We start from the raw sequence: 26,144 nt of genomic DNA on the forward strand, positions 1-26,144 counted from the left end.
AGCGGCTTATGTTTCAGATGGAAACCTAGCCTTTAATGGTGTAAAAACCTTTCATGGTTAACGACACAACAACGGGCTTGTCGCTTTTATTTTTCCAATACCAGCCATGCACGCCTTTAAATGGCGTAGTAAGCGAGCCTTTCATATTGTTTGATGTTGTAATGGCAAAACTTTCAAAATAACCAGTAGTATCACCTTCTGGCTCGCCATGAAAATCAAAGTAAAGCTCAGCACCATCGGTGGTCCATTCGTATTCAACATGGGCGTATTTGTCCATGTATAGTTTATATTCCAAGCCTTTACCTGCTGGAATTATAATTTCAACATTATCAGTGCGAAGCGCTTTTTCTTGTACTCCGCGGTCGATATTTAAGGTAGGTGGTTTTTCTGACGCTTCGGCAATAGCGGTTAAGCCAAGCGCTTTACCAACACCTGTTGGGTCAATATTATATTCAGCCGGTAAAATGCAAGTTATCAATACCAGTGATGCGATAATGACAGCAATAATGCCAGCTTTAATTAGTGTACGGGTTGAATGTACGGGAACATTATAATCGTTCATGAAAAATCCTATTTAAGTCTTATTTGGTTTTTTAGCTCTTATTTAAGAACTAATTTTAATGAGTTTATGTATTTTGTTCGGCTCAATTAGCTGAGCCAATTCTGATAGCGCTTAACTAATAAAATATCCAGTAAGTTGTAAGCCGATTAACATAAAACCAGCACTCATCAGGGCAGTGTTAGTTAATGTTGCAAAACTTAAGTAACTGCGATGTCTACGCCAAAAGCTCAGTATGATTAACACCATACCAAGTGCTAAAAATTGCCCTATTTCTACACCTATGTTAAATGACAATATATTGGTCACTAGGCCGTCTTCAGGTAGCTTAAACTCTTGAATTTTTGTTGCTAAACCAAAGCCGTGAAATAAACCAAATATCATCACCGCTAATTTAGTATTAGGCTGATAACCCAGTAGGCGTTTAAAGCCACCTAAATTATCAAAACCTTTATATACCACTGACAAACCGATAATGGCGTCAATTAAATAGGCATTGATTTGAATATTACTAAATACGCCGTAAAGTAAGGTTAAACTATGGCCTAGCGTAAATAAGCTGACGTAGATAACGACATCTTTACTGCGAAACAAAAAGAAGATCACGCCCACTAAAAACAACAAGTGATCGTAACCTGTCACCATATGTTTTGCGCCGATATAAATAAACGGAAATATTGCTGCGCCTTGGTTAGCTTCTAAAAACTGTTTAGTGGCATCATCAACACCATGTGCCATTAACGAAAACGAGGCAAAAAATCCCGTTATCATTAACAGTAAAAGTATTGCGTTTTTCATAACATTATTCACTTAGTACTCCTTGGTACTGTTTTCATTTTACATTTCTCTACAGTTAAAATTTATCACTAAGCGTGCCATATATATCCAATCAACTTGAGAATAATTAATGGCACGCGTTATATTATTTTTTATGCGTCAATTCATACGCTAAGCTCGTTAGCAAAAATAACCTCGTTAATGCTGATAGCACACAAACTCATTAAGTTTTTAGAAACATGATTAATCACCATACTTGATATCGCCAGTAACGTACTAAATGGAATAAACATTTGGTGATAAATTCAATTTTAAAATTATCTAACTAAAACAAATCGCATCACAGCACCTTCCAAAAATATTTTTTGTATAATGGCAATGGTGTTATCAACCAAAATAGTACAACGATTAATCGCTGCTGGATCAACCAATGTACTATAAAATAACTAACAACCACATACTTGTGTTAAAGCTAATGTTTAGAAATTTCTCTTAAATTAAGAAGTTTTAGAAACTAATGTGAATGACCGTGACCATCATTAAAAGCCCTGCCGTCTTTTACGTCTTTAACTTCGCCATTTTTACTAATGTTAAAATAAAGTGTCTTTTTCGTTTTGGTGTTAATTGCTTTTACGATGAAATTAGATTTCCTTTCTTCAACGATTCTAAACTGCGCTTTAGCTAGATCGTTCCACGATTTATCTATCTTGCCAACAGACATCCCATGATCTTTAAAAGTAAGCATCTTTGCTGATTTTTGGGCGATTGATATCACTTTATCAGCACTAATTTTCCCATGGTCATCTGAATGCGCAAGCGTTGTAGCTGACATAGCTAATGTTGAGATTAAAATGATTTTTTTAAAAATGTTCATATTTTACCTTTCTTTGATTGAATTAATTGTTTGAGACTTTCAATGGTATAGCCACCAATAAAAATCAGTTGTACTTGAATACCCGTATCTGACTAAAAATAATCCGTTATACCTCCTGTAAGATCGCTGCGTAAATCAACATATTGTTCTTCTCAGCCCTTTATTCGTTCATATACTATTTTGCTGGGTTTGTTCATTGCCAACTCGTGCTTAATCCCTGACCTGCCGGAATATTTTGTATATTGTCCGACTTCGTGTGTGAAGGCTTCTACAGGAGCCTTCACACATGGCATGAGTAAGGGATACAGCAAATACGTTGGCTTAAATTCCCCTAATCCTTATCCCTTTGTTTCAAGTGAATAAACGCCTTTTTCTTCTGAAATTTTAGTGCCTCTTGAATGTAACAAGCGATAAAGAGCAGGAAGCACAAATAACGTCAATATCGTTGATGAAATAACACCACCAATGACAACAGTAGCGAGTGGCCTTTGAACCTCAGATCCAATGCCGGTATTAAACGCCATTGGAATAAATCCAAGGGAGGCAACTAAAGCAGTGGTTATTACAGGGCGTAAGCGAGTTAATGCACCTTTAGTAATTGCTTCATCGAGTCCGAAGTTTTCTTTACGAAGATCTCGGATGAAAGAAACCATGACAAGACCATTCAATATTGCGATACCTGACAAGGCAATAAAACCTACCGCGGCAGAAATTGAAAAAGGGATGTCTCTTAAGATTAAGGCAAATATACCTCCCGTTAATGCTAACGGTATCCCTGTAAATATAATCATTGAGTCTTTGAATGAACCAAGAGCAAGTAACAACAAACCGATAATTAACACCAGTGTGATAGGCACAACTATGCTTAGTCGCTGTGAAGCCGATTGTAATTTTTGGTAAGTGCCGCCATATTCAATCCAGTACCCTGCTGGCATATCAACTTTACTTTCGATTGATTTCTTAACATCACCAACAAAACTACCTAGATCTCGACCACGAACATTAGCTGTAACAACGACTCTACGTTTTCCGTTTTCTCGATTTACTTGATTAGCGCCTTTAATCATTTCAATAGAGGCTAATTCTTGTAAAGGAACATAGCCACCGTCAGGTAAAGCGATAGTAAATTGCCCATAATTGTCAACATCATTGCGTTCTATTTCAGGTAAACGAACGGTAATATCAAATCTTTTATCGCCTTGATAAAACTTACCAACCGTTTCTCCCCCAATAGCTACGCCTACTTGTTCCTGAAAATCAGCTTTTGTAATGCCGTATATCGCTAGTTTTTCATCATTCGGCACGACGGTAAGAATAGGTAACCCCTTTATCTGTTCAACTTGGATATCGCGAATACCATCGACACCTTCAATTGCTTTCTCAAGCTTTGAGCCTAAACTAGCAAGCGTATCAAAATCATCGCCAAACACTTTTATTGCCAGTTCAGAACGGACTCCTGCCAGTAGTTCATTGAATCGCATTTGAATCGGCTGCAAAAATTCGTAACGGTTTCCAGGTATGGGCGTTACCATAGCCTCAAGTTCACTTACAAATTGGTCTTTTGTCTTGTTAGGATCTGGCCACTCATCACGCGGTTTAAGCATAATAAAGTTATCTGCCACACTGGGTGGAACCGCATCTGTAGCAACATCTGCTGTACCGGCCTTGGCAAAAACCAATTCAACTTCAGGTAGTTCTTTAATTTTCGCTTCTAAAACCTTTTGCATTTCAACCGATTGTGAAAGTGATGTTCCAGGGATCCTAAGTGCATGCATGGCAATATCCCCTTCGTCTAGATTAGGTACGAATTCACTACCTAATTTACTGCCCATTACACCAGCGATGATTACTAGCGAAAATGCAATCACAACGACTAACCAACGAGCTTTCAGTACAAAAGATAAAACCGGTTTATATAAAGACTCACTGGTTTTCATAATAATATTTTCTTTCTCTACTACTGGACCTTTGAACATTAAGGCAATAGCAGCAGGAACAAATGTTATTGATAAAAACATAGAGCTTACCAATGCGATAACAACGGTAATCGCCATCGGATGGAACATTTTTCCCTCAACGCCAGATAAAGCAAAAATAGGTAAATAGACAACCGTGATAATAAATACACCGAATAATGCCGGGCGAATAACTTCACGTGTTGCACTAAAAACTAAAGCTAATCTTTCTTTGACAGGAATAACTTTTCCATTCGAAGCTTGACTTAGTCTTCGCATACAATTTTCAACAATAATAATTGCACCATCGACAAGAAGACCAAAATCTAATGCACCTAAACTCATTAAATTTGCACTAGTTTTAGTCTGAACCATTCCCGTGACAGTCATCAGCATAGCGAAAGGAATTACGGCCGCAGTAAGTAAGGCCGCTCTAAAGTTACCTAAGACGAGAAACAATATAACAATGACTAAAACAGCACCTTCAATCAGGTTCATTTTTACTGTGTCTAATGTTTTATTAACGAGATTTGTTCGATCGTATACTGCATTAGCTATTATACCGGGAGGTAGGCTTGCATTTATTTCAGCAAGCTTTTCACCGACACCTTTTGCAACTTTTTGACTATTCTCTCCTATCAGCATAAATACAGTACTGAGAACTACTTCATGACCATCTTGAGTTGCCGCACCTGTACGAAGCTCTTTACCTTCTTTAACTTGGGCAACATCTTTTACTTTTAAGTATTGACCTGAATTAGTCGCAATTGGAATATTGCCTAAAGATTCAACATTCTTAACTTGTCCGGGAATACGTACAAGCCATTGAGCACCATTTTTTTCGATGAAACCAGCACCACGATTCTGGTTATGTGTACTAATCGCAGAAATAACGTCTTGTTGACTTACCCCATGCGTTAACAGCTTTTCTGGCTTTATCGCTATTAATATCTCCCTTTTAAAACCACCAATTGGATTGACTTCAACAACGCCTTCAACCTGAATTAATTGCGGCCTTATAACCCAATCATGGACTGTTCTTAAATCTGTTGCCGTGATCTCGCTCCCATCTTTATTTTTTGCACCTTCTTCGGCATCAACAGTGAACATGAATATTTCACCTAACCCCGTCGAAATAGGTCCAAGAACGGGTGATAATCCAGAAGGCAATTCAGCGACAGCAGCAGTTAACTTTTCACCGATAAGTTGTCGTGCAAAATAGATATCTGTGTCATCTGTAAAAATGGCAATCACCTGAGACAACCCATACCTAGATACTGAACGAGTACTGACCAAACCAGGAACACCAGCCAAAGCTGTTTCCAATGGATATGTGACCCTTTGTTCTACCTCTAAAGGTGTATAACCAGCAGCTTCTGTATTAATTATTACCTGCACATTCGTGATATCGGGTACGGCATCTATAGGTAACTTCGTAAAGTTCCATAGTCCAAGCACTGTAATTGCTAATACAAATACAAGTATTAACTTACTCCGCTCGATAGAAAATTTTAAAATTGATTCCAACATACTACTTCCTTAGTGATCGTGTGACGCGCCAGATTTATCAATATCGGCTTTGATGATATAACTGTTCTTAGCCACGTATTCAGTCCCCTCAGATATGCCACCTAGGACTTCAACCCATGGGCCTACTTTTCTACCTAAGTCCAACATTCTTACTTCATATTCTTCATTCACTTTTGCATAGACGACAGTGAAATCACGAAAGGACTGCAAGCCATCAGCTTTAACAGCTAAAGGGACTTTATATTCATCTATCAAAATTTCGGCTGATAGAAATTGACCAGCTCTAAGTGAACCATCGGGATTTGGTACTTCAGCACGAAATAATTTGGCTTGCTCTTTAGTAACATCGAAAAGTGCATCAAATAATTGTGTTGTAATAACTTTTTCAGTACCTGGTATTGAAATATTAACCGAGGCACCTAATTTCACTTTTTTCTGATCCATTGGGAACACACTCAATTCTGCGATTAGCATGTCAGTATTGGTAATTGTTAACAGTGTTCTATCATTCGTTTGCTCTCCTACACCAACATCTTGCTTGGTTACCAAGCCATTAATAGGCGCATAAATCTTATACTTCTGAAGGCTTTCATTACCCTCTACAGTCATGAGAAGTTGGCCTTTTTTGACTCGCTGCCCAAGTACGGCATGAAGCCTTTTTATTTCCCCTGGAAACCTTGCACTAATATTTCTAACGGCATTAGGGGCTATTTTCAATTTCCCATAAACTTTCAACGTTTCATTAAAAACCTGGCTGTTAACCGACTCTGTTTTTATTAACATCGCATCAGCAATATCATCGTTTATCGCTGTACGGCCTTCGAAATTATCGTAAGACCATTGATGTGTTTCGTTGCCGTATTTAGCAGTCAAAGTGACTTGGAAAGAGTGTGGTTCGTAAATTTCCATATCTCCGCGTAAGTAATTATTTTCATTGAAAAATCCAATATCATCTATGACACCACCCAAGCGTGACAATTTAACCGTTACTTTCACATCTTCTGGTGCTAATTCCTTGGTGCCATTGCTCGCAAAAACTCTAAATTCTGGAGCAACACCATCTTCGAAAATGGCAAGTTCAATAGAAAAATCTCCGTCACGTAACATACGGCCATTATTTGGCCCTTTCTCTACCTCGTTTTTAACTAATTCATCAGCAGATTGCGCAGCAACTATTGGGCTATATGAAGCAGATATGATAGATAATTGGCCAATTAAAAAAGCCGTAACAATTGATTTAAGTTTCATAATTTTTCTCGCTTACATAGAAATTGATGAGCCAGTTAAACGTTCTAACTCAATATTTAATAAATGGATGTTGGTATACGCAGCAATTAATTCTTTTTGTGATGCAACGAGCTCTTGTTGAACAATATACCAATCAGAGTATCGATAACTGCCAATGCTATAAGCCTCCCCTGCTTTAATACTTGCTTGTTCTAACAGGGGTATTGTTTCAATGGAAAGTCCTTCAATAACATGACGGTTATGTTTAAGCTTGTGCGTCAGTAATAAAAGCTGGGTGGAAATACGTTTAAGCCAAGCATCAGTCTCTGCAAAACCTTGATTTTGTTTCGCTTGCAAGGCCATGATTTGGCCTCTATTGATATTTTTTGTTCCAAACGGAATGGAAACACCAGCCGTAAAAGCAAAGTCATCAACAGCTTCGTTTCTTCTGATCCCCGTATTAACTGACCAAACAGGTTTTTGATTTGCTTTAGCTAATTCAATCTCAGATGTAGTAATTCGCTGCTGAGAGGTGAAAACTTTGAATTTAGGGTTCGATGTTAATTTTTCATACGCAGCTTCAACCTCAATTATCGTAGGAATGTCAAGTAGAGAACCATCGACAATAAACTCATTTTCTCCTTGCCACTGCGCTGCTAGTTGAGATTTACTCGCTTCAATTTCATGTTCCAAATCTTCCACTATCAATGTTTTTTTAGAAACATCTGCCTTGGCTCTTAGCTCATCGATGATATTTTGTTTACCCGCTTTAACACGAGCGGCCAATTTCACCAGTACTTTTTGAGACTGAACTTTTGCAAGTTTTGCTAATTTAACTTGTTCCATTTGAGATAAAAGCGTTATAAATATTTTTGCCGTTTCAGCCGCAACATCTAATGCTTTAACTTCCCTTTTAAATTCAATGATATTCGCTTGTTTATTCGCAACATTCACTCTTGATTCAATAATAGATTGTTCGAGCAACCAAGAAATACTCAGTGTCGTTTGCATACCTGAAATGCCCGAATAGCGCCCTGTACCTACAACATCTTCGACTTCAACATTTAAGGCCATCGGACTAGATATGCCCGCTTGCTCTATCATTCCTACTGAAGCTTGCTTCATGTAGACATAAGACTTTAGATCTGGGTGTTGCTTTAGGCTCAGCCCTATAGCATTTTCAAAGGTAACAACCTGTTGTGCAAAGGTATTTAGAGAAGTAATAAGTAAGCTCATGATACTTAGCTTACAAACGCTCTTCGAATTTACTCTTTTCATCAGGTAAAATAAGTTATTCTTAATTTTCATCATTATATTTCCAATTTAATATTATTAATTAACGACATACTTTTAATGTTGTATGACGTTACTTGCCTACAAAAGCTATTAGTTATCTGTTTTGTAAGAAATAAAAATCAATTATCTAGTGCTTTAGAATGTTCTTTTTAAGACAACAAGAAAAACAGTGAATCTAAAGACTATCGATCAATTTAATTAATATATTCTCGTGGGCTGTAAGGGTCTTTCGAGCTGACAAGCTCAAATTGACCTTGACGTTTAGCGCCCATTGCAATGATTTGACGTAAAGTCACGATGGTTTGTACCCGATTAACACCGCTAATTTGCCCACGATCGAAATCGTTTTCGATATCGAGTTCAGGCTCAGGTGTCAAATTGGCTTGTATTGCTAATGCCGATTCAAGCAAAATATTTTCAGGTGCAGCTGTGGGTATTGTCGGTTCTAATGACTGCGCGAAACTTATTGAGCTTAAGTTAGCGTACAGGCAAAAACCAACCGCTGATAAAACAGCTTTGTGGTAAATTTTCACGGTATAACTCCAATGTTCAACAGATAAAGCTATAGACTTAACTATTGAATAAATTGATTAATAAATAAATTAATTGATCAGTTTGGGGAAGTTATACACTCGGAGGCGGTATAGGTGGTGCGTATTTACAGTTAGGGTATTTACTGTGGATATTATCAATCACGTCAGCAATGACAGCATTAGAAGCTAAACTATTATCAACTGGCGGAAAAAAAGATAAGTGCGAATGGTTATTCTGTTCATGTTCATGCTCAGAATCATTTTCACTCACATCTATACCTTCACTAACTGAAAGTTCAGTGATTGTATTATCTCGGTCGTGATGGTGTTCATCAGCATGATTATGGCTATGATGATGAGCAATTTGATCACCTAAAGGGTGATCACTACTTGCGTATTGCACAGAGGCACTTGCAAAAGTGGCAAAAATTTGGCAAACAAACATCATTAACATAATCGTTAATGTAAACGTTGGGCGCACCTGGCTTAAAGCCATGTTGGAAAACGTTTTTTTGTTTATCAAAATAAAACCAAATTAAAGACAATTTAGTAGTAACGTTAGCAAAATAGCTAACTAACCACGATTTGAACCGCGCCATTTAACCAGAGTAATTTTCAATTGTCCATCACTTATAGATAATTTCATCGGTTAAACTGTAAATTTATTAGTTAATTTTCAGTTTAAGTTGGTAATAAATTACGCCATACGAATTAATTCATGACTCGGTTTGATATGATTACAAGCATATAAAAACATTAATCTAAGTCTTCATGAACGATAACCTACAAGTACTCAGTTTAGTTGATCTTGCTATCGCTTTTATCCCAGTGATTGTTGCCCTGTTCTTCATTTATTTATGGTCACTAAACATCAAGCAAGCAGGCTATGCTTTAGCGCGGATGTTAGTTCAGTTACTGTTGATAGGTTATGTCCTGAGCTACATTTTCTATTCAGATAGCCCTTGGCTTATCGGCATAATTTTATTATCTATGGTGAGTATTTCAAGCTGGATAGCTCTAAGGACATTAGAAAAATACCGCATAATATTAATAAAACACGGCTTCATTGCTATATTGCTTGGTGGAGGTTTTACATTATTGGTGATCAGCCAAGGTGCTTTGGGGTTGACTCCTTGGTATCAACCACAAGTTATTATTCCGTTAGCTGGGATGATCTTTGCTAATGCCATGAATAGTGTTAGCTTGTCTGCTGAGCGTATTTTTTCTGAACTTTCATCTCAGTTACCGCCTAAGTTATCTAAAACAACAACCTACCAATCAGCCCGTAACAACGCCTTAAATGCGGCGACTATTCCTGTGATTAATTCATTGTTCGCGGTTGGTTTAGTGTCATTGCCAGGCATGATGACAGGACAAATTTTATCTGGCGTTTCACCGCTCATAGCCGCTCGATATCAAATCATCGTTATGTGTATGATTTTCGCGTCAGCTATACTTTCAGCGGTGGTGTTTTTATTACTATCTGAAAAAGACATTACCAACATTATTAAAAAACAAAGTGATTGAACACCGGCCTTGGTCGTGAAGTTTCCCGTTATAAAGGGCTTCTACAAACCACGTTGCCACTCTTGTCTAAGCGGTATTTGCTGTGGTTGGGTAATGGCCATATTTACCTTATCAAGTAACTGTTGCTTGTCTTTACCTAGTATGCCTTTTAGCACTAAATAATTTGAAGCATGATCAGAGCGAAATATGGTTTTATCTAACTCCAAAGCTTGCAATAAAGTCGACATTTCTTGGAACAGTTCTTGTTGATTTAACTGCCGATAATCACCATTAAAGTTACTGGCAAAGCGTTCTTCACCTAAAGGAAAGGAAACCACTAAGGTTGAGAGAAAATCAGGCTGAGCTTCATTCATTAAACGAGCGGAGTTAATCGCATGTTGTTTTGAAAGCTTTGGGCCGCCCAAGCCATTAAGGATCATAACCGAAGACTTCATACCCGCTTGCTTAATTTTTGTTAGCGCGACTAACGAACTTTGATAACTTTCACCTTTTTCAATTAAGTTTAAAACTTCATCATCACCGCTTTCACAACCAACATAAAGCAGTGATAAACCAAGCGCACGAAGCTCTGTTAATTGCTCTACAGTTTTATTGGTTAAATTACGCGGTAAGCAATAGCTTGAAATACGAGTCACTTGTGGAAAGTATTGCTTTATCAACAAGAGTATTTCTTTCAAACGATTAAATGGCAACATCATGGCATCGCCATCAGCTAAAAACACCCGACCAACAGGTAGATTGGATTCAGCAATAGTCACAAGCTCTTGCTCTATTAGCTCGGGTTTCTTAGGTTTGAATTTTTTATTGTCGCTGGTGTACATATCGCAGAAAGTACATTTATTCCACGAACAACCGTTAGTAACCTGTAAAATAAGGCTTTTCCATTCGCTTGGCGGCCTAAATACAGGTTCGGTATAACTTAATGGGTACATAATGATAAATTCCAGCAATGAGCAAAAAGACAAGGCGCTATTATATCAACCTTAATTTCTACTAGCTTGGCTAATGTTGGATGAAAGGGTTAAAAAAACCGGTAAAACTTAGTTAAGTTTACCGGTCTAATCTTGTTGAACTTTCTTAGCTTTAACGGTTAACAATCAATCATTAAAAAATACAATGTTTGGCAAAGTCTTTAGCTTCAGTTGCTGTCCAATCACCCTTTGGCTTTTCTTTTAATTGTGTACACCAATCTTCACTGCCAATTTCTGGTGCACATGCACTTAACAACACAATGGACATGACTACTAATGATAGTTTTTTCATTTTTCTTCCTTTTGTAGATATTTATTTTTATTTCAAAGACTTATCATATTAAAAACATTGGACTCAGAATATTTCCGTTCGCGTTTAAAAACGTCCTGCCAACACTGTTGGCTTTATAAGCGCATCACTATTGCATAACACCCTGACGTTAAAAGTCAAAAAGATAAGCTATATAAAAAGTATTTAGCTTTGTTATTCACTTCATTAACTAACAAGGTAAAGCCGATGCTAACCACCATATAATAATATTTCATCCAATAGTTTAGCAAAAATAATATTTTTAGTATCTTCGATTACATTGCTATATTGGAAAATGAACTAAAAAACTATATACCAAAAAATTAATAACTAACAGTCCAAACCACTAATAATACCAAAGCATGATTAAGGTTATTTATCTTAAATATCATAACTATAAAAACGTTAAATCAAAGTGCCTATAATTCAGAAGGTTGATGAAACCAAAATTCTATTTCATCGGTTTCTTGTTCAAATCTCGCACTATGCTCAACATTTGCAGGCACATGATACCACTGCCCTGTTTTAATACGCTGCGTTTCACCATTCATAGTTAAAATCAGTTCGCCACGGGTAATTACACCATGATTATCAGTATCATGTGTATGCGCCGCTATTTCACTACCCGTTGGATAAGATGCAAATAAGACATCACTGTCTTTTGCTGCAAGTTTATAAGCGTCAAATTTGCCATCAAATATTGGCAACTGCTTTATTTTATTTGGATACTGACCAGCCATTTATCTTCCTTAATTACATATTAGGTAAATTATTCAAACACCTTTTCACAACCACCATAGGAATTAAATTTATCATCCCAACGCTGAACATCATTTGCACGGCGCCATCGGCCATGAAAAAACTCCATTAAACAAACGCCTGAGTCAAGTTCGACTAAAAAAGTATCATGCTCATTTACTTTGCTATAAAGCGGATAATCTCGACTTTTCGGCCAAGTTAGGCCTCCTTTGCTGGTGGTAAAGTTTTGCCAAAATTGTTCAGGTGTTACCCAGATATTTTGCTCGCTATTCCATACCTGCTCTGAGCTATCGGTTTTAAAAGCTCCATGTTGCTCTGTTGCAGCACTTGCTGAAAAACTGCTTAATACTAAAAAAGCAATAGCACATGTAGTTTTTATTTTATTGTTCATATTATTACCTTTAGGTTTCTTTTAGTGCAATATAAATATCGACCGATGTCGCACTTTTAAAATGTTCAAAGTCAGTCGTGTAAGCACGTTCGTGAGCAGTTTCACCACTACTAAAATAGTGCCAAATATGCTTCCAAAGTGCTATCACTGAACCTGGAATTTCACCTTGCGCAGAAAAAACCAAATACTTGCCCGCACTTAAGGTTAATGCTATTAATTCATCACTGGCATCCAACGTATCCGCGGCAGCATAAACACTATACTGGCCATTAAAGTCAGACGCATAGTCAGTATATACCCCATAAACGTTAGATTTTTCAGTTAACTTACCTCCATACTCACTATAAAACTGAGCCCATAAATCACCTATTTTAGCTTCTGAGGGTATCATTTCATCTTGGTTTGATGTTCGAATAGACAAACCCAAAATGTTAGTGCTCTGAAAGTCTTTTAACAGCATTTAACAATCCTTGTTGTTGATAGTTAACGAAAGTACTACGGATAACTGAAAGGTAATTATTACTTCAAAAGAAAATGTAATCCATACAATTTCAAAATAAAAGTAATAAATTAGACTGCGATTTGTAAAGTATTTTCACAATTTGAGTGTTTATTGCCGGCCAATACAAAGTATTCTTGTTATTCAAGATAACCTTCAAGTTGTAAAATGGGGGATCCATAAAAGCATTTGGAGAGTGTTAGCGTGAAGTTTTATTTTTAAACATATTAAAAATACGCAGGGGAAATATATCAATCACACTTGGTTAGTTTGGTTTACTTTCTATACGTTGGGCGCGCGCTAATTCAACTCGCACCCTACTTTAAATTTGCTACCCGTAAACAGGATAATCAGTATAACCTTTATCTGTACCGCCATACATGCTTGTTGGGTCAACATCATTTAATGACCATTGATTTTTAATACGTTCTGGTAAATCAGGGTTGGCAATGAATGGGCGACCAAAGCCAAAGATGTCACCATTACCTTCCGTTAAAATTTTCAAAGCTTTTTCAGGAGTGTACTTACCCGCATACATCACTAAGCCATCAAAAGTATTTCTTACTGCTTTGTAAAAGCCTTCTGGCAAGTCAGGAGCATTATCCCAATCAGCTTCAGCAAGTGATAAATAAGCAATGCCAATATCATTGAGTGTTTTAATCGCTGCTATGTAAGTTGCATGTGGATCGCTTTCGACTAAACCTAAATAAACCCGCACTTCATCAGTACTTTCGAATAATGGTGCGAATCTTACGCCTACTTTGTCGGCGCCCATCACCTCTGCAACTGCTTGGGTAATTTCTTTTAAAAACCGTAAACGATTCTCTAAACTACCACCATATTTATCGGTTCTGTCATTAGTATGTTCAGAGATAAACTGATTGACTAAGTATCCATTGGCGCAATGTAATTCAACACCGTCAAAACCTGCTTCTTTAGCATTTATTGCCGCTTGCTTGTACATTTGCACGAGTTCTTCAACCTCACGTGTTGATAATGCACGTGGTTCGCTTGGATCAGCCAATGCACCTTGCTCAGGGGCAGTTTCAATAAACACTTTAACCGCATCAGCTTTTATTGCCGATGGTCCAACAGGTGCTGCTTGGTCTGGTTGTAATGACGTATGAGAAACACGGCCAACATGCCATAACTGACAAAAAATAATACTGCCTTGATCATGCACCGCTTTTGTTACTTGCTTCCAGCCTTCTACTTGCTCTGCACTATGAATACCAGGCGTCCATGCATAGCCTTGCCCTCTTGGTTCAATTTGCGTGCCTTCCGTTACCATAAAACCAGCGCCTGCACGTTGCGAATAGTAATTAGCCATCAACTCATTAGGAATATTACCCGGTTGTGAACTTCTAGAGCGGGTTAATGGTGGTAATACAATACGGTTTTTAAGGGTGTAAGGGCCAAGCGCTGTTGGCTTAAATAGTGGGGAAAATGTCATGTGTTACTGCTCCAAAATAAAGTTAATATCATCAACGCGGTAATTAATAAATTAGTTCCAATGCAGATACCGCTATACAACATTGTTAGCACCACTCATGTGGCAAATTACTTTTTAACTTTTCTTAGCTTTGTTAGTTTGGCTTACTCACTGAATAGCAAAATAGTTCTCAGCTCAATGCTGACTCGCCTCTCTAAGATTTTATTTGCTGAAGGTAGTGAGAAAGCACTATGCGGAATTCTCTTCACGCTATTGCTTTCGTCACTATCAAACACTTTAAAATTAAGCTGCTCTTTTGAGGTCATTTTGGGAAAGTAAAACCAGCGATTTTCTGGGTTATAGCTAAAGCCTTCTATTTCACCAATCCGATCAGGATATGCAACCTGCAGCACATGCGATTGCGTTGCAGAAACTGTGCGAGCATCGACAAAAGCAAGTGGGCTATCTAAAACTACATCAACTAACGGTATCCAGGTATTAACAAATTGATAATGACGATAGTCACTGGCTTTGAGGCCTTGTTTGTCCAGTTCAATATCCAAACGATTTTTTGCTGAACTCGCAATATAATCGTTATGTACTGTATGAATTGGCGAACGTTTTTCACTGCGATTAAGCGTATCTTCAACCGAGCGAATCGTATGGTCAAATACCATGCCCTGACTGGCATGCGTTAAATTAGTTAGGTGTTTAATAAGTTGCGGGTAAAGTTCAGTGCTTACGGCTGCGTCATCAAAATAGTCAGTTACTTGGTATTCATTGGCAACCAAGCCAAAGCCATCTTCATTTAGTGTTGGCACTTTTGTTAATAATCGAGCATTGACGATATCCACCATGCGTTTATCGACTTGCTCGGTAAGTTTATCGGCACTTTTTTTGATGGTGGATAAATCAAAGGTCGCTTGAGTATTTGCTTTGATGTAATTAATTTCAGCGGTAATTGCTAACTGATGCTGCTCTGCTGACTTCAAAAACATATTAACTCCCAATTAAGCTCGGTAAATAACGGATAAACTTGATGGGATGTATGCTAAGCTCTCTTCAATACAATTAAAAACAATATAAACTTGTTAGAGATACAAAAATGAGTGGTATCCATCGACTGGACATTAAACAACTGCGGGTTTTACAGTTATTGCTACAAGAAAGAAACTTGTCGAAAGTCGCTAATATTATGGGCTTAACTCAACAGGCGATTAGTGAACAACTGAAAAAATTGCGACATAGTTTTGATGATGAAATGTTTATACGCACCAGTAATGGCGTTATTCCTACGCAAGTTGCAGAAAACATGGAGCATCAGGTAAATCAAATACTGGCAGATATCGACACTTTAATAACCGGTGAAAAGTTTAACCCTGCCGAGCTTTCAGGAATATTACAGATAAGTTCCTCAGACTATGCGCTTGTCACTATTCTGCCGATGCTACTAACACAAGTAAATAACTTAGCGCCGAACTTGAAGGTTATCATCAGGGATTTTGAATCAGATAATTTAAACCAATTGATGGTAACGGGCGAACTTGATCTGGTATTCACCTTCCCTGAATTTATTCCTGAAAACTATCCGAACAAACGTTTATTTGAAGATCACCATGTTTGTGTAACGGGACAGCATTCAATTTATCGTGGTAAGAAATACAGCTTACTAGAAATAGCGCAGCTGCCACAAATTGTTATTTCACCTTCAAGGCCTAATTTAAAAGGCTCACACGATTCTTGGTTTGGCAAAAAAGGCATAAAAAGAAATATACTAATGTCAGTGCCAAGCTTCTCTGCAGCATCAGCCATTATTGACGCAACCAACACCATTGCCTTTTTGCCATCAAGACTATTACCTGACCCTAAATTAGTACCGATTGAGCTCGAGCAAAACCCACCAAAGTTCGATGTTATTGTTGCCTGGCATCCGCGTTCAAACAACAATCCATTACATCAATGGCTATTAAGTTTATTGGATAGTACTTTCTGCGCTGCTGAGGTAAGTGACTAGTGAGTTATTCGCCTTTAAAACAAGTGTTTTTGAAGCGGCACAATTGACCACTTAAAGATTATTAAATTCATCGAGCCATTGCGAAAAAGAGTCTGAGACCTTTTGCACAGTACATAATCCCTGGTTAAAAAACCATACAGGTGAATCTTCGTGCTCGGCTCTACAGTTGCTGAGTTTAAAACAAAACATGTTGCCCTTACAGTCAGAGGCAAACAAAATATGGCCTTGTTCCATTCCCGTCATTTCATAAAGTTTAGATAATGAAAATACGTCATCCAAACTTAAAAAATCTTGTACCTCAGAAACATCAACACCTAAGTCACAAATTCTGGTTAATACATTGGGCGAGTGCACCAAGCCATAAGTGGTTAATAAATATTTATAAGCATCTGGTAATACGGCTTCAAATTTAGCTTCGAGCTCGGCAATATCATTGCTATTAATAGGCACCATAGCGTTTTTACTACCCCAGTTTTTTACAAATAAATCAATACTGTTCATTAAGTAACCTTGAAAATAAATTAAGGGATGTATGCCCGCATAAATACTGACATATATTAGCTTAAAACACTTTGAAATAGGCCATATTGTATGAATAATATGGCCATCAATAGATGGTTGTAGTAAAACTAACAAATGAAAAGCCTGTTATTTTCGTAACAGGCCTGCTTTAAGTTTTTATCTATAAGTCATATCTCACGACATTCCTGCTTGCTTAGGTCTACATCGCAGCAAGGAAAATTTGACAGATTTCTTCGTGGCTTGCTTGTTTAGGGTTAGTTAGGCCACAAACATCTTTTAAAGCGTTATCAGCCAATAATGAAATATCATCAACTTTAACACCTAAAACTTCTAAGCCCGCAGGAATACCGACTTGCTTAGCTAACTTTTCAATAGCGCTAATGGCAGCATTTGCCCCCTGCTCTGCTGACATGGAAAGCACATCAACGCCCATACTGCGAGCTATATCTTTTAAACGTTTAGGACATACTCGTGCGTTGTAACGCTGTACGTGTGGCAATAACACGGCATTACAAACGCCATGCGGTAAGTCATAAAAACCTCCTAACTGGTGAGCCATCGCGTGAACATAACCTAATGAGGCATTATTAAATGCCATTCCGGCCATAAATTGGGCATAAGCCATCTGTTCTCTTGCAACAATATTTTCGCCATTATCGACCGCTGTCAATAAATTTTCTTGAATAAGCTCAATAGCTTTTAATGCCACTGCATCGGTAATAGGTGTTGCAGCGGTAGAAACATATGCTTCAATCGCATGCGTTAATGCGTCCATACCAGTGGCAGCCGTTAATGAAGCTGGCATACCCGCCATTAAAGAGGGATCATTAACAGATAATACTGGCGTGGTATGTTTATCAACAATGGCCATTTTTACGTGACGTTTTTCATCCGTAATAATCGCAAAACGTGTCATTTCCGATGCTGTACCTGCAGTCGTATTAATAGCTATTAATGGCAGTTGCGGTTTTCTAGATTGATCAACCCCTTCATAATCAGCAACTTTCCCACCATTACTGGCAACTAAGGCAATACCTTTAGCGCAATCATGCGGCGAGCCGCCGCCTAAAGAGACAACAAAATCACAATCATGTTGTTTTAGTAGCGCTAAGCCATCATTAACATTGCCCACTGTTGGGTTAGGCTGTGCTTTATCAAATACGATACTACTAATTTGTGCTTTATCCAGTAAATCAGTGAAGTTTTTTACTACTCCAATTTTATTTAATACTTCATCGCTAACAACTAATCCCTGCTTAAATCCTTGCTCTTTTATATAGTTAATCGCTTCTGCTACGCTACCGCTGCCCATGACGTTTAAAGATGGCATATAAAATGTTGAACTCATGATGTTCTCCTTTAATTAGTTAGTTATTTTTTAACATGATGAATTGATAAAAAGTTTGATCTAAAGCATGGCTCGAACATTAAATTGCAAACCTGTACCTAGGTTTGTTTTTAGCAAAAATAACTAACTAAAATTGCCAAAAATCGATAAACTTACATATTAAAATTTATCCTGAACTTTAATTGCAACATCATTCAAATAGGAGTACTTAGTGCCAGCATCTTTACGCTCATCAAACAACAACATTACTGCGCCAATAGCGAAGAAAATCCCACATAAAATGACCAAGCATGATCACCAACGAGTGGACAATTATTATTGGATGCGCGATGATCAGCGTAGTGACAAACAAGTACTAGCGCACCTCAATGATGAGAATAATTATGCCGATGCGGTACTAGCCGAGCAAGAATCTTTGCAAGAATTACTTTTCAATGAGCTTAAAAGTAGAATTGTTAAGGACGATAATTCTGTGCCAACCAAAGACGGTAAATACTGGTATCACAGTGAAATAAGTGGTGAGCAAGAGTTTTCAAATTATTACCGAGCAACAAGCTTTTCTGGCAACAATAAAACTTTGCTATTAGATGTTAATGAACGCGCAAAAGGCCATGAGTTTTATGATTTAGGTGATTTATCACTCAGCCCTAATGATCAAATAATGTCAATATCGGAAGATACTGACAGCCGTCGCATTTACAGCATCTTTTTTAAAGACTTAAACCAACCTTCTGATACACAAGATGCTTATTTAACCGATGTCCTTGAGGAAACTGAAGGACAAGTGGTTTGGGCCAACGATAATAAAACTGTATTTTATGTCAAGAAAGATCTTGAAACGTTATTAGGCACACAAGTTTATCGTCATAAATTAGGCTCACCACAAGCTGATGACGTGTTGGTTTATGAAGAAGAGGATCATAGTTTTTATATTAGTTTAGATAAGAGCAGAGATGACTCACAAATTTATATTTGCTTACACGCCACTGAATCAACGCATTACTTAGTACTCAGCGCTGATAAAGCTGATGGCGATTTTATTGAACTACTACCTTATCGAGAGCAACATGAATATCACGCAGACAAAATGGGAAATTATTTCTATATTGTCACTAACTACCAAGCTAAAAATTTTCAGGTAATGAAAGTTGCGCTTGATCAGATTAACGATATCAACAACTGGCAAGAAGTTGTGCCACACAGAAAAGATGTATTACTTGAAGGTATTGAACTATTCAAAAATTTCATTGTAGTAACCGAGCGTGAGCATGGTCAAATACGTTTTATTGTTCATACCACTGTTGGTGAAAATTCTGGTCAACAGTATCCCTTATCCTTTGATGATCCATGTTACTTTGCTTGTCTTGACGATAATCCAGAGCCGAGCAGTACCATCGCAAGGTTATATTATTCAAGCTTAACAACACCAGGATCTTTATTTGAGTTTGACTTAGCAACAGGTGAGCGAAAACTACTAAAGCAGCAAAAAGTATTAGGTGGTTTTAATAAAGATAATTATCAATCAGAGCGCTTATTTATTACTGCACGCGATGGCGTAGAAGTGCCTGTATCACTTGTTTATCGAAGCGATAGCTTTAAAAAAGATAACGTTAATCCTCTACTTCAATACGGTTACGGTGCCTACGGCGTCACCATAGATCCTAATTTTTCAAGTGGAACGTTAAGCTTACTTGACAGGGGTTTTGTCTACGTTATCGCTCATGTTCGTGGCTCAGAAATGCTAGGACGACACTGGTACGACACTGGCAAAATGGCATATAAACAGAATACTTTTAATGACTTTATTGATGTTACAAAAGCATTAGTAGAGCAAGGTTACGGCGCTAAAGATAAAATATTTGCCACCGGCGGCAGTGCTGGCGGCTTACTGATGGGCGCAGTGATAAACCAAGCACCAGAGCTATACCTGGGTATTGGCGCGCATGTACCATTTCTAGATGTGTTAACCACTATGCTAGATGAAACCATTCCCCTCACCACCAATGAATATGATGAATGGGGTAATCCGAATGAAGCTAAAGCTTATCAAGATATTTTAGCTTATTCACCATACGATAATATCAGTTGCCAAACCTACCCTAATATTTTGGTTACGACTGGGCTGCACGACTCACAAGTACAATACTTTGAACCGATGAAATGGGTAGCAAAAATGCGTGAGTTTAAAACTGATGATAACTTACTATTATTTAAGACTGATATGGATGCTGGCCATGGTGGTGCATCAGGGCGCTTTAAAAGTTTAAAAGAAAAAGCCTTAGAAATGAGCTTCTTTATCTCGTTGTTAAACGAATAAAGCGCCCAAACCATTAACGATGGTAAACCTACAAAGCACTATTCACAAGTTTTAAAACTACACTTGTGAATAGCTTATTGATTTATTTCTTGTTAACTCATATGTTGTTGCTGGCGCTTTAATGCCTTATTTTTACTGACGGCTTTGACTTGCGAAACAGCGTAAAGATTTAAGCTACTAAACAAACTTTTTAATTTTGCGGCCTCATAATCTTCTGCAATTTTTTTAATCACTAGCTGATGCTTTTCTGGATATAACGCTTCTACGGCTTGCGAGATAAGCTCAAATTGCTTTTTCAGACTAATTTTATGAATTTGTCCTGTTTTATTAAAAATCCACTCTGTAATCGCCATAAAGTTATCGAATGGTTCATCTGACAATATATGTGGTAAGGCGTATTTAAAGCGCCCGGAATTGCCAATCATATCCCAATAACGTGCAAAGCGATTAATACGTTGCATGGTTGCAAAGCTGACCCTATCTGTACTAAGTATATTAAAAGGTGGCAACGGATTAAAACGCAGATCAAACGCTTCAGTGTGTCTAATGATTGGGCTACCCTTCAAACGCTTCAAAATACCCATTTGAATTTCATGTGGGCGACAATGATAAAGTTGGTTGAAGCTATCTTTGAAGGTCTCGAAGGTTTCGCCAGGTAAACCAAAAATAAGATCAGCATGAATATGGGCCGACGTGTTATCCCTTAACCACAGTAAATTCTCCTTTGACTTAGCATTGTTTTGCTTACGGCTGATATTCTTTTGTACTTCAATGTTAAAGGTTTGAATACCAATTTCAAACTGTAAGCTCCCATCAGGAAACTGAGCCAATAACTCTTTTAGTTTTCTCGGTAAATGATCCGGCACAACTTCAAAATGCAAATAAAGATCATCAGTCATTCTGTCTAAAAAAAACTGCATGATTCGCATGGTGGTGTTAATGTTTAAATTAAAGGTTCTATCAATAAATTTAAAATTACGCGCGCCACGTTGGTAGAGAACTTCCATTTGCTCAAGGAATAATTCTATTTCAAATGGTACCGAATTTTTATCCAACGACGATAAGCAAAATTCACACTTAAATGGGCAACCGCGTGACGCTTCAACATAAAGCAAACGCTGTTGTAAATCTTCATCAGTATAATACTGATAAGGTGAAGCTAGTTCTTTCAGTTCAACAGGTTTGGAATTCAGTACTTTTTTATCTGGTGGCATATTGTTGATAATGTCTTTACACAGTTGATAAAAACTTAAATCTGCCGGACCAGTTAAAACATAATCGGCACTGGCAACAATGGCTTGCTGCTCAGTTTCATAACTCACTTCAGGCCCACCTAAAACAATTTTGATTTCAGGCGCGATCACTTTTAATAAGCTAACCACATCAGTAGTTTCAACAATATTCCAGATATAAACGCCAAAGCCGACAATATCAGGTTTTTCGGCTAAAATTTGCTCAACAATATCAATGGCACGAGTTTGAATGATAAACTCTTTAATTTCACAAAATTGCTGTAACTCACTTAAATTAGCATAAAGGTAACGTAAGCCAAAACTGGTATGAAAGTACCTAGCATTTAGTGTCGCAAGCACAATTTTAGGTGCTGCTTGATCTATTTCATGATTAACAACTGAACGCTCTTTTACTGGCTCACTTTTCATCGAGTTTCGCAAACTATCTTCAGTTAGGGGGATCTGCTTAATGGCTAATTCAGAATAATGCTTTTGCTCTATCATACGAAACTTTAACTACCTTTAAATATTTATCGCGCTATTACCAGAATTATACTGTGATTTCTGAGGTTATTCAGTAATCTTATTTCAGCGAAGTAAAATAAACATTGCTCAGAAACTTATAAAAAATACCCCCTTATACTAGATGCATTAATACTGACTAAAATAATATTTAGCAATACACTGTTGTGCAAGCTGAGTCGATTCTATATATGCTGTTAATTGACACTCCTAAATTTAATAAAAGCAATTTATTAACATGGCTTTAGAATGTTTTACCGGTAAGTCAGCACCTAGCACTTTGCTTTTTAATTTATCAACTGGTGCTGAGCCAAACGATATTAATCCATGCCAACACTATCACTTCAATTATCAAATAATCATTGAAAAAAGCGCTAACAATCATTTAGCGCCTGTAAAAGCAAAAGCTTAGGCAGTTAAGGTTATCTTCCCTACCGCTTTACCTGACGTTAGTAAATCATGTGCTTTAGCTACTTCCCATATTGAGAAACTACGTTCATCAAGAATCGGGATAATCTTACCGGCATCAACAAGCGCGGCAATCTCAGTAAGAATACGGCCGTGTGATGAATGATTAATGCCATGGCATAATGGAATAAGCATTAGAATGCTATGAAACGATAAGCTTTTAAGCGCGATTTGTAGTGGATCAGCAATCGGTAAAATCGTTGCTACATGGCCATTGAACTTAGCTGCTTCAAATGATTTTTCTATATTATCACCTGCAACTGTATCAAAAACTTTGTCAAAACCAACACCGTCAGTATATGCCCGTACGTAGTCTGAAACAGATTCTGAGGTGTAATCAACTAAGTTATCTGCACCCACTGTTTTAGCTAATGCTTCATTAGCTGGAGAGTAAGTTGAAGTTACATTGGCACCGAGCGCTTTTGCCAACTGAACCGCAATGTGACCAACGCCGCCTGTTGCGCCATGAACAAGTACATTATCACCTGGTTGAACATTCATTTTTTCAACAAGTGCTTCATATGAAGTAATGGCAACTAACGGTAGTGCTGCAGCTTGCTTCATTGTTAATGTTTTTGGTTTTTGGGCCATTAATCGAGCGTCAACCAACATAAACTCAGCCAAAGCGCCATCGACACCATTAACACCACCAGCCATACCGTAAACTTCATCGCCAACGTTAAAGTCGGTAACGTCTGTGCCTATTTCAGTAACAATGCCTGCAACATCACCGTGTAGTACCTCTGGTAAGTTATTTGACCAAGGCAACTCAACTGAGCGAAGCATAGTATCAATCGGGTTTACACTGCTTGCTTTTACTTCTACAACCATATGGCCTGGTTTAGCAACAGGTTTTGCTTTCTCCGCCAATTGAAAAACATCTGTGCTGCCAATTTCTTTAATGATCATTGCTTTCATAATATTTACTCTTTATTTCTCTGTTGATTTGATAATTCGTTTCAGTGGGGCCATTCTATTACATGCCAATAGAGCAACCAACAACCTAAATAGCAAATTACCTTTGCCTTTTAAGCAACACCAAGTTAAATTTAACGTAATACGAATGTAAATTTAGTTAACAGCAAGGCTATATAGGAAAATAATGAGTTCACTGAATCGGTTATTGTATTTTAACTGCGTGGTAGAGACGGGTAGCATCTCACAGGCCAGCAGAATATTTGATGTGCAGCCCTCTTCTATTTCTCGGCAGCTAGCTACTCTTGAACAGGAGCTTGGCGTTCGCCTTTTGAATAAAACCACGAGAAACACAGGGCTAACTGAAGCTGGTTACAAATACTATGAGTTTTCTCAGCGCATTGTATCTGAGTTTGACGAAGCCAAAAGAGTCGTTAATGATTTACAAGAAAAGCCAAGCGGTAAACTTAAAATAAGCATGACCGTAGGGTTTGGCGAAAGTGTTGTGCTGCCACTTATTGCCAAGTTTATGTCGTTGTACCCCGATATTGATATAAAACTAGAGCTAACCGAGCGCGTTGTCGACCTTGTCGAAGAGAATATTGATATCGCCATTCGTAGTGGTCGATTACCTGATTCAACGATGATTGCAAAGCGATTAGCTTTTAATAACTTTTTATTATGCGCCAGCCCACAGTATTTAGTTAGTAACGGTACACCTCATACTCCTGAAGACTTAGTAGACCATCAATGTATTCGATACGGTTATTCACGTTGGAAAGATTGGTATTTAATGGCTAAAGAAAGAACTAGACTAATTATAAATAAAACAATTTCAGTTAACTCGGTAAACGGTCAAAAGCAACTGGTGCTAAATGGTAGCGGACTAGCATTAATGCCCTTTTGGGCGATTAAGAACGAGTTAGCCGATGGCACGATAATCCAAGTAATGCCTGAACATGTTTTCAGCCCTTACGAAGAACTCAGTGCAACCTACGCCATTTATTTGAAACGAGATCTGATCTCGCCAAAAACGCGAGTTTTCTTAGATTTTTTAGCTGAGCATATCGTTGGGCTTGATATTTAGTGATGTGCTTATATATGCCCAATAGTCCATATAATTCAAATAAAGCCTAATTAAGCTCATTAAGCAGGCGATGAAAAAAACAAATATTGACAACAAGAATTACAACTGTAATCTTTATCATTACAGTTGTAATCACAGCATAAAACAGAAGGAAATTACATGAAAAGTTTTATCATTACCCTGTTTATTTTTTGTACAACCTCTTTGGCTTTTAGTCAGGAGAAGCTGACACCAACTATTAGTGGAAAATTTAAAGCGGATAGTGTGGAATTATATTTAGCATGTTATGGCGTTGGCTCTCCTACAATTATCGTGCATTCTGGTTTTGGTGGAGCTGGTTCAAACGGAAAGTGGGAAGAAGTAATCCAAACTGTGCATAGAAAAAATAGAATCTGTGTCTACGACCGAGCAAATACTGGCAAGAGTGACGCTTTTACTAATGACTATGATTTAAATATAGCAGTTTCACAGCTTCATTCATTATTAAACTCTGCGAACATCTCACCGCCATATATCATGGTTGGTCATTCGTTTGGCTCGTACCCGATTAAACTTTTTAACCATTTATATTCTGATGAAGTTAAAGGTATTTTGCTTGTAGATCCCTCTCAATATGGCATGTTTTATAACAACATGGCCAAATGGAATAAAAATGAAGAACACTACACTAAAACTTTCGAAGAAAGGCGAATTGCAGAATTGGCGAGTTGGAATAATCCATCACAAAACCCTGAAAAAATAAATTTAAGTGCGACCGCCAAGTTAATAAAAAACAGTAACGATTTTGGGGAAAAACCTTTTGTACTGCTATGGGCTAAAGATGGTATTTGGAATGGTGGAGAATCACCAAAAAATTGGCACCCGATGGTTTGGGATAGAATGAAAACCATGTATAAAAAGGCTATTGATGATATGCATAACTTGTCTGTTAATCGTAAAATTCGCTTTGCTAATACCAGTGAACATAATATTTATTACTACGAACCTAATGCAGTAGTAAAAGAAATTAAATATATTCTCAAGCAAGTAAAACCTTATTAATCAGAAATATAACCAATAAGTTCAGTCATTTCGCTGGC

The 26,144-nt window shown here is 37.6% G+C and carries 25 protein-coding genes; 6 read left to right on the top strand and 19 right to left on the bottom strand.

Annotated elements, in window-relative coordinates:
* Window positions 1–25: 25 nt before the first annotated feature.
* The 8 genes from B7C41_RS03760 to B7C41_RS03795 all read right to left on the bottom strand — a co-directional run bounded on the left by B7C41_RS03760 (window position 26) and on the right by B7C41_RS03795 (window position 9,247).
* Complete coding sequence (locus tag B7C41_RS03760; RefSeq protein WP_085297449.1) at window positions 26–562, bottom strand: hypothetical protein; 537 nt, start codon at window positions 560–562, stop codon at window positions 26–28.
* A gap of 111 nt (window positions 563–673) precedes the next feature.
* On the bottom strand, window positions 674–1,357 hold the full coding sequence (locus B7C41_RS03765; RefSeq protein WP_085297700.1) for a HupE/UreJ family protein: 684 nt from the start codon (window positions 1,355–1,357) through the stop codon (window positions 674–676).
* 493 nt (window positions 1,358–1,850) lie between these two features.
* Entirely contained in the window at window positions 1,851–2,210 is a 360-nt protein-coding gene (locus B7C41_RS03770) for a DUF6488 family protein (RefSeq protein WP_085297450.1), read from the bottom strand.
* 338 nt (window positions 2,211–2,548) lie between these two features.
* Window positions 2,549–5,695 (bottom strand): efflux RND transporter permease subunit, encoded by a 3,147-nt coding sequence (locus tag B7C41_RS03775; protein ID WP_085297451.1) that lies wholly within the window; start codon window positions 5,693–5,695, stop codon window positions 2,549–2,551.
* A gap of 9 nt (window positions 5,696–5,704) precedes the next feature.
* Window positions 5,705–6,943: an efflux RND transporter periplasmic adaptor subunit gene (locus B7C41_RS03780; RefSeq protein WP_085297452.1), complete on the bottom strand. Its 1,239-nt coding sequence runs from the start codon at window positions 6,941–6,943 to the stop codon at window positions 5,705–5,707.
* Window positions 6,944–6,955: 12 nt separating this feature from the next.
* The gene (locus B7C41_RS03785; RefSeq protein ID WP_158089075.1) at window positions 6,956–8,158 is read right to left on the bottom strand and encodes a TolC family protein; all 1,203 of its coding nucleotides are present in this window, start codon (window positions 8,156–8,158) and stop codon (window positions 6,956–6,958) included.
* A 254-nt stretch (window positions 8,159–8,412) separates the two neighbouring features.
* Entirely contained in the window at window positions 8,413–8,751 is a 339-nt protein-coding gene (locus B7C41_RS03790) for a hypothetical protein (protein ID WP_085297453.1), read from the bottom strand.
* A 91-nt stretch (window positions 8,752–8,842) separates the two neighbouring features.
* Window positions 8,843–9,247, bottom strand: a complete 405-nt coding sequence (locus B7C41_RS03795) for a hypothetical protein (protein WP_085297454.1) — start codon at window positions 9,245–9,247, stop codon at window positions 8,843–8,845.
* A 275-nt stretch (window positions 9,248–9,522) separates the two neighbouring features.
* Between B7C41_RS03795 and B7C41_RS03800 the strand changes: the two genes are divergently transcribed.
* On the top strand, window positions 9,523–10,278 hold the full coding sequence (locus B7C41_RS03800; protein ID WP_085297455.1) for an ABC transporter permease: 756 nt from the start codon (window positions 9,523–9,525) through the stop codon (window positions 10,276–10,278).
* Between the two features lie 41 nt (window positions 10,279–10,319).
* Here the strand turns inward: B7C41_RS03800 and B7C41_RS03805 are convergent, their stop codons facing one another.
* The 7 genes from B7C41_RS03805 to B7C41_RS03835 all read right to left on the bottom strand — a co-directional run bounded on the left by B7C41_RS03805 (window position 10,320) and on the right by B7C41_RS03835 (window position 15,638).
* Window positions 10,320–11,210 carry a radical SAM protein gene (locus B7C41_RS03805; protein ID WP_085297456.1) on the bottom strand — a complete coding sequence of 297 codons (891 nt, stop codon included), beginning with the start codon at window positions 11,208–11,210 and terminating at the stop codon, window positions 10,320–10,322.
* 172 nt (window positions 11,211–11,382) lie between these two features.
* Window positions 11,383–11,541, bottom strand: coding sequence for a DUF3012 domain-containing protein (locus B7C41_RS03810; protein ID WP_085297457.1), 159 nt, complete (start codon window positions 11,539–11,541; stop codon window positions 11,383–11,385).
* A 437-nt stretch (window positions 11,542–11,978) separates the two neighbouring features.
* Window positions 11,979–12,299 (bottom strand): cupin domain-containing protein, encoded by a 321-nt coding sequence (locus B7C41_RS03815; RefSeq protein WP_085297458.1) that lies wholly within the window; start codon window positions 12,297–12,299, stop codon window positions 11,979–11,981.
* A 29-nt stretch (window positions 12,300–12,328) separates the two neighbouring features.
* Entirely contained in the window at window positions 12,329–12,709 is a 381-nt protein-coding gene (locus B7C41_RS03820) for a hypothetical protein (protein WP_085297459.1), read from the bottom strand.
* Between the two features lie 10 nt (window positions 12,710–12,719).
* Window positions 12,720–13,169: a GyrI-like domain-containing protein gene (locus tag B7C41_RS03825; protein WP_085297460.1), complete on the bottom strand. Its 450-nt coding sequence runs from the start codon at window positions 13,167–13,169 to the stop codon at window positions 12,720–12,722.
* Between the two features lie 370 nt (window positions 13,170–13,539).
* Window positions 13,540–14,661, bottom strand: a complete 1,122-nt coding sequence (locus tag B7C41_RS03830) for an alkene reductase (protein ID WP_085297461.1) — start codon at window positions 14,659–14,661, stop codon at window positions 13,540–13,542.
* A 143-nt stretch (window positions 14,662–14,804) separates the two neighbouring features.
* Window positions 14,805–15,638, bottom strand: a complete 834-nt coding sequence (locus B7C41_RS03835; RefSeq protein ID WP_085297462.1) for a CmcJ/NvfI family oxidoreductase — start codon at window positions 15,636–15,638, stop codon at window positions 14,805–14,807.
* A 107-nt stretch (window positions 15,639–15,745) separates the two neighbouring features.
* Here B7C41_RS03835 and B7C41_RS03840 point away from each other — a divergent pair, with 107 nt between their 5' ends.
* Entirely contained in the window at window positions 15,746–16,654 is a 909-nt protein-coding gene (locus B7C41_RS03840) for a LysR family transcriptional regulator (RefSeq protein WP_085297463.1), read from the top strand.
* A 51-nt stretch (window positions 16,655–16,705) separates the two neighbouring features.
* Here B7C41_RS03840 and B7C41_RS03845 read toward each other — a convergent pair whose 3' ends face one another.
* Together B7C41_RS03845 and yiaY are read right to left on the bottom strand one after the other, a co-directional pair.
* Window positions 16,706–17,155 (bottom strand): SMI1/KNR4 family protein, encoded by a 450-nt coding sequence (locus B7C41_RS03845; protein ID WP_085297702.1) that lies wholly within the window; start codon window positions 17,153–17,155, stop codon window positions 16,706–16,708.
* 220 nt (window positions 17,156–17,375) lie between these two features.
* Window positions 17,376–18,524 (bottom strand): L-threonine dehydrogenase, encoded by a 1,149-nt coding sequence (gene yiaY, locus B7C41_RS03850; protein WP_085297464.1) that lies wholly within the window; start codon window positions 18,522–18,524, stop codon window positions 17,376–17,378.
* A gap of 211 nt (window positions 18,525–18,735) precedes the next feature.
* On the opposite strand from yiaY, the gene B7C41_RS03855 reads away from it, so the two are divergent.
* Entirely contained in the window at window positions 18,736–20,841 is a 2,106-nt protein-coding gene (locus B7C41_RS03855; RefSeq protein ID WP_085297465.1) for a S9 family peptidase, read from the top strand.
* A 92-nt stretch (window positions 20,842–20,933) separates the two neighbouring features.
* On the opposite strand, the gene B7C41_RS03860 is transcribed toward B7C41_RS03855, so the two are convergent.
* Window positions 20,934–22,577, bottom strand: coding sequence for a B12-binding domain-containing radical SAM protein (locus B7C41_RS03860; protein ID WP_085297466.1), 1,644 nt, complete (start codon window positions 22,575–22,577; stop codon window positions 20,934–20,936).
* A gap of 256 nt (window positions 22,578–22,833) precedes the next feature.
* Between B7C41_RS03860 and B7C41_RS20125 the strand changes: the two genes are divergently transcribed.
* Entirely contained in the window at window positions 22,834–23,007 is a 174-nt protein-coding gene (locus B7C41_RS20125) for a hypothetical protein (protein ID WP_158089076.1), read from the top strand.
* Here B7C41_RS20125 and B7C41_RS03865 read toward each other — a convergent pair.
* Window positions 23,004–23,981, bottom strand: coding sequence for a zinc-dependent alcohol dehydrogenase family protein (locus B7C41_RS03865; RefSeq protein ID WP_085297467.1), 978 nt, complete (start codon window positions 23,979–23,981; stop codon window positions 23,004–23,006). The genes B7C41_RS20125 and B7C41_RS03865 overlap by 4 nt on opposite strands.
* 184 nt (window positions 23,982–24,165) lie before the next feature.
* Between B7C41_RS03865 and B7C41_RS03870 the strand changes: the two genes are divergently transcribed.
* Window positions 24,166–25,065 (top strand): LysR family transcriptional regulator, encoded by a 900-nt coding sequence (locus tag B7C41_RS03870; protein ID WP_085297468.1) that lies wholly within the window; start codon window positions 24,166–24,168, stop codon window positions 25,063–25,065.
* A gap of 159 nt (window positions 25,066–25,224) precedes the next feature.
* Window positions 25,225–26,106 (top strand): alpha/beta fold hydrolase, encoded by an 882-nt coding sequence (locus tag B7C41_RS03875; RefSeq protein WP_085297469.1) that lies wholly within the window; start codon window positions 25,225–25,227, stop codon window positions 26,104–26,106.
* Window positions 26,107–26,144 lie beyond the last annotated feature (38 nt).

The sequence above is a fragment of the Cognaticolwellia mytili genome, assembly GCF_002104475.1.
Classification (GTDB): Bacteria; Pseudomonadota; Gammaproteobacteria; order Enterobacterales; family Alteromonadaceae; genus Cognaticolwellia; species Cognaticolwellia mytili.

Coding starts and splice junctions, on each gene's coding strand:
- B7C41_RS03760 (WP_085297449.1), bottom strand. CDS start 562: ATGAACGATTATAATGTTCCCGTACATTCAACCCGTACACTAATTAAA.
- B7C41_RS03765 (WP_085297700.1), bottom strand. CDS start 1,357: ATGAAAAACGCAATACTTTTACTGTTAATGATAACGGGATTTTTTGCC.
- B7C41_RS03770 (WP_085297450.1), bottom strand. CDS start 2,210: ATGAACATTTTTAAAAAAATCATTTTAATCTCAACATTAGCTATGTCA.
- B7C41_RS03775 (WP_085297451.1), bottom strand. CDS start 5,695: ATGTTGGAATCAATTTTAAAATTTTCTATCGAGCGGAGTAAGTTAATA.
- B7C41_RS03780 (WP_085297452.1), bottom strand. CDS start 6,943: ATGAAACTTAAATCAATTGTTACGGCTTTTTTAATTGGCCAATTATCT.
- B7C41_RS03785 (WP_158089075.1), bottom strand. CDS start 8,158: ATGAGCTTACTTATTACTTCTCTAAATACCTTTGCACAACAGGTTGTT.
- B7C41_RS03795 (WP_085297454.1), bottom strand. CDS start 9,247: ATGGCTTTAAGCCAGGTGCGCCCAACGTTTACATTAACGATTATGTTA.
- B7C41_RS03800 (WP_085297455.1), top strand. CDS start 9,523: ATGAACGATAACCTACAAGTACTCAGTTTAGTTGATCTTGCTATCGCT.
- B7C41_RS03805 (WP_085297456.1), bottom strand. CDS start 11,210: ATGTACCCATTAAGTTATACCGAACCTGTATTTAGGCCGCCAAGCGAA.
- B7C41_RS03810 (WP_085297457.1), bottom strand. CDS start 11,541: ATGAAAAAACTATCATTAGTAGTCATGTCCATTGTGTTGTTAAGTGCA.
- B7C41_RS03815 (WP_085297458.1), bottom strand. CDS start 12,299: ATGGCTGGTCAGTATCCAAATAAAATAAAGCAGTTGCCAATATTTGAT.
- B7C41_RS03820 (WP_085297459.1), bottom strand. CDS start 12,709: ATGAACAATAAAATAAAAACTACATGTGCTATTGCTTTTTTAGTATTA.
- B7C41_RS03825 (WP_085297460.1), bottom strand. CDS start 13,169: ATGCTGTTAAAAGACTTTCAGAGCACTAACATTTTGGGTTTGTCTATT.
- B7C41_RS03830 (WP_085297461.1), bottom strand. CDS start 14,661: ATGACATTTTCCCCACTATTTAAGCCAACAGCGCTTGGCCCTTACACC.
- B7C41_RS03835 (WP_085297462.1), bottom strand. CDS start 15,638: ATGTTTTTGAAGTCAGCAGAGCAGCATCAGTTAGCAATTACCGCTGAA.
- B7C41_RS03840 (WP_085297463.1), top strand. CDS start 15,746: ATGAGTGGTATCCATCGACTGGACATTAAACAACTGCGGGTTTTACAG.
- B7C41_RS03845 (WP_085297702.1), bottom strand. CDS start 17,155: ATGAACAGTATTGATTTATTTGTAAAAAACTGGGGTAGTAAAAACGCT.
- yiaY (WP_085297464.1), bottom strand. CDS start 18,524: ATGAGTTCAACATTTTATATGCCATCTTTAAACGTCATGGGCAGCGGT.
- B7C41_RS03860 (WP_085297466.1), bottom strand. CDS start 22,577: ATGATAGAGCAAAAGCATTATTCTGAATTAGCCATTAAGCAGATCCCC.
- B7C41_RS20125 (WP_158089076.1), top strand. CDS start 22,834: ATGGCTTTAGAATGTTTTACCGGTAAGTCAGCACCTAGCACTTTGCTT.
- B7C41_RS03865 (WP_085297467.1), bottom strand. CDS start 23,981: ATGAAAGCAATGATCATTAAAGAAATTGGCAGCACAGATGTTTTTCAA.
- B7C41_RS03870 (WP_085297468.1), top strand. CDS start 24,166: ATGAGTTCACTGAATCGGTTATTGTATTTTAACTGCGTGGTAGAGACG.
- B7C41_RS03875 (WP_085297469.1), top strand. CDS start 25,225: ATGAAAAGTTTTATCATTACCCTGTTTATTTTTTGTACAACCTCTTTG.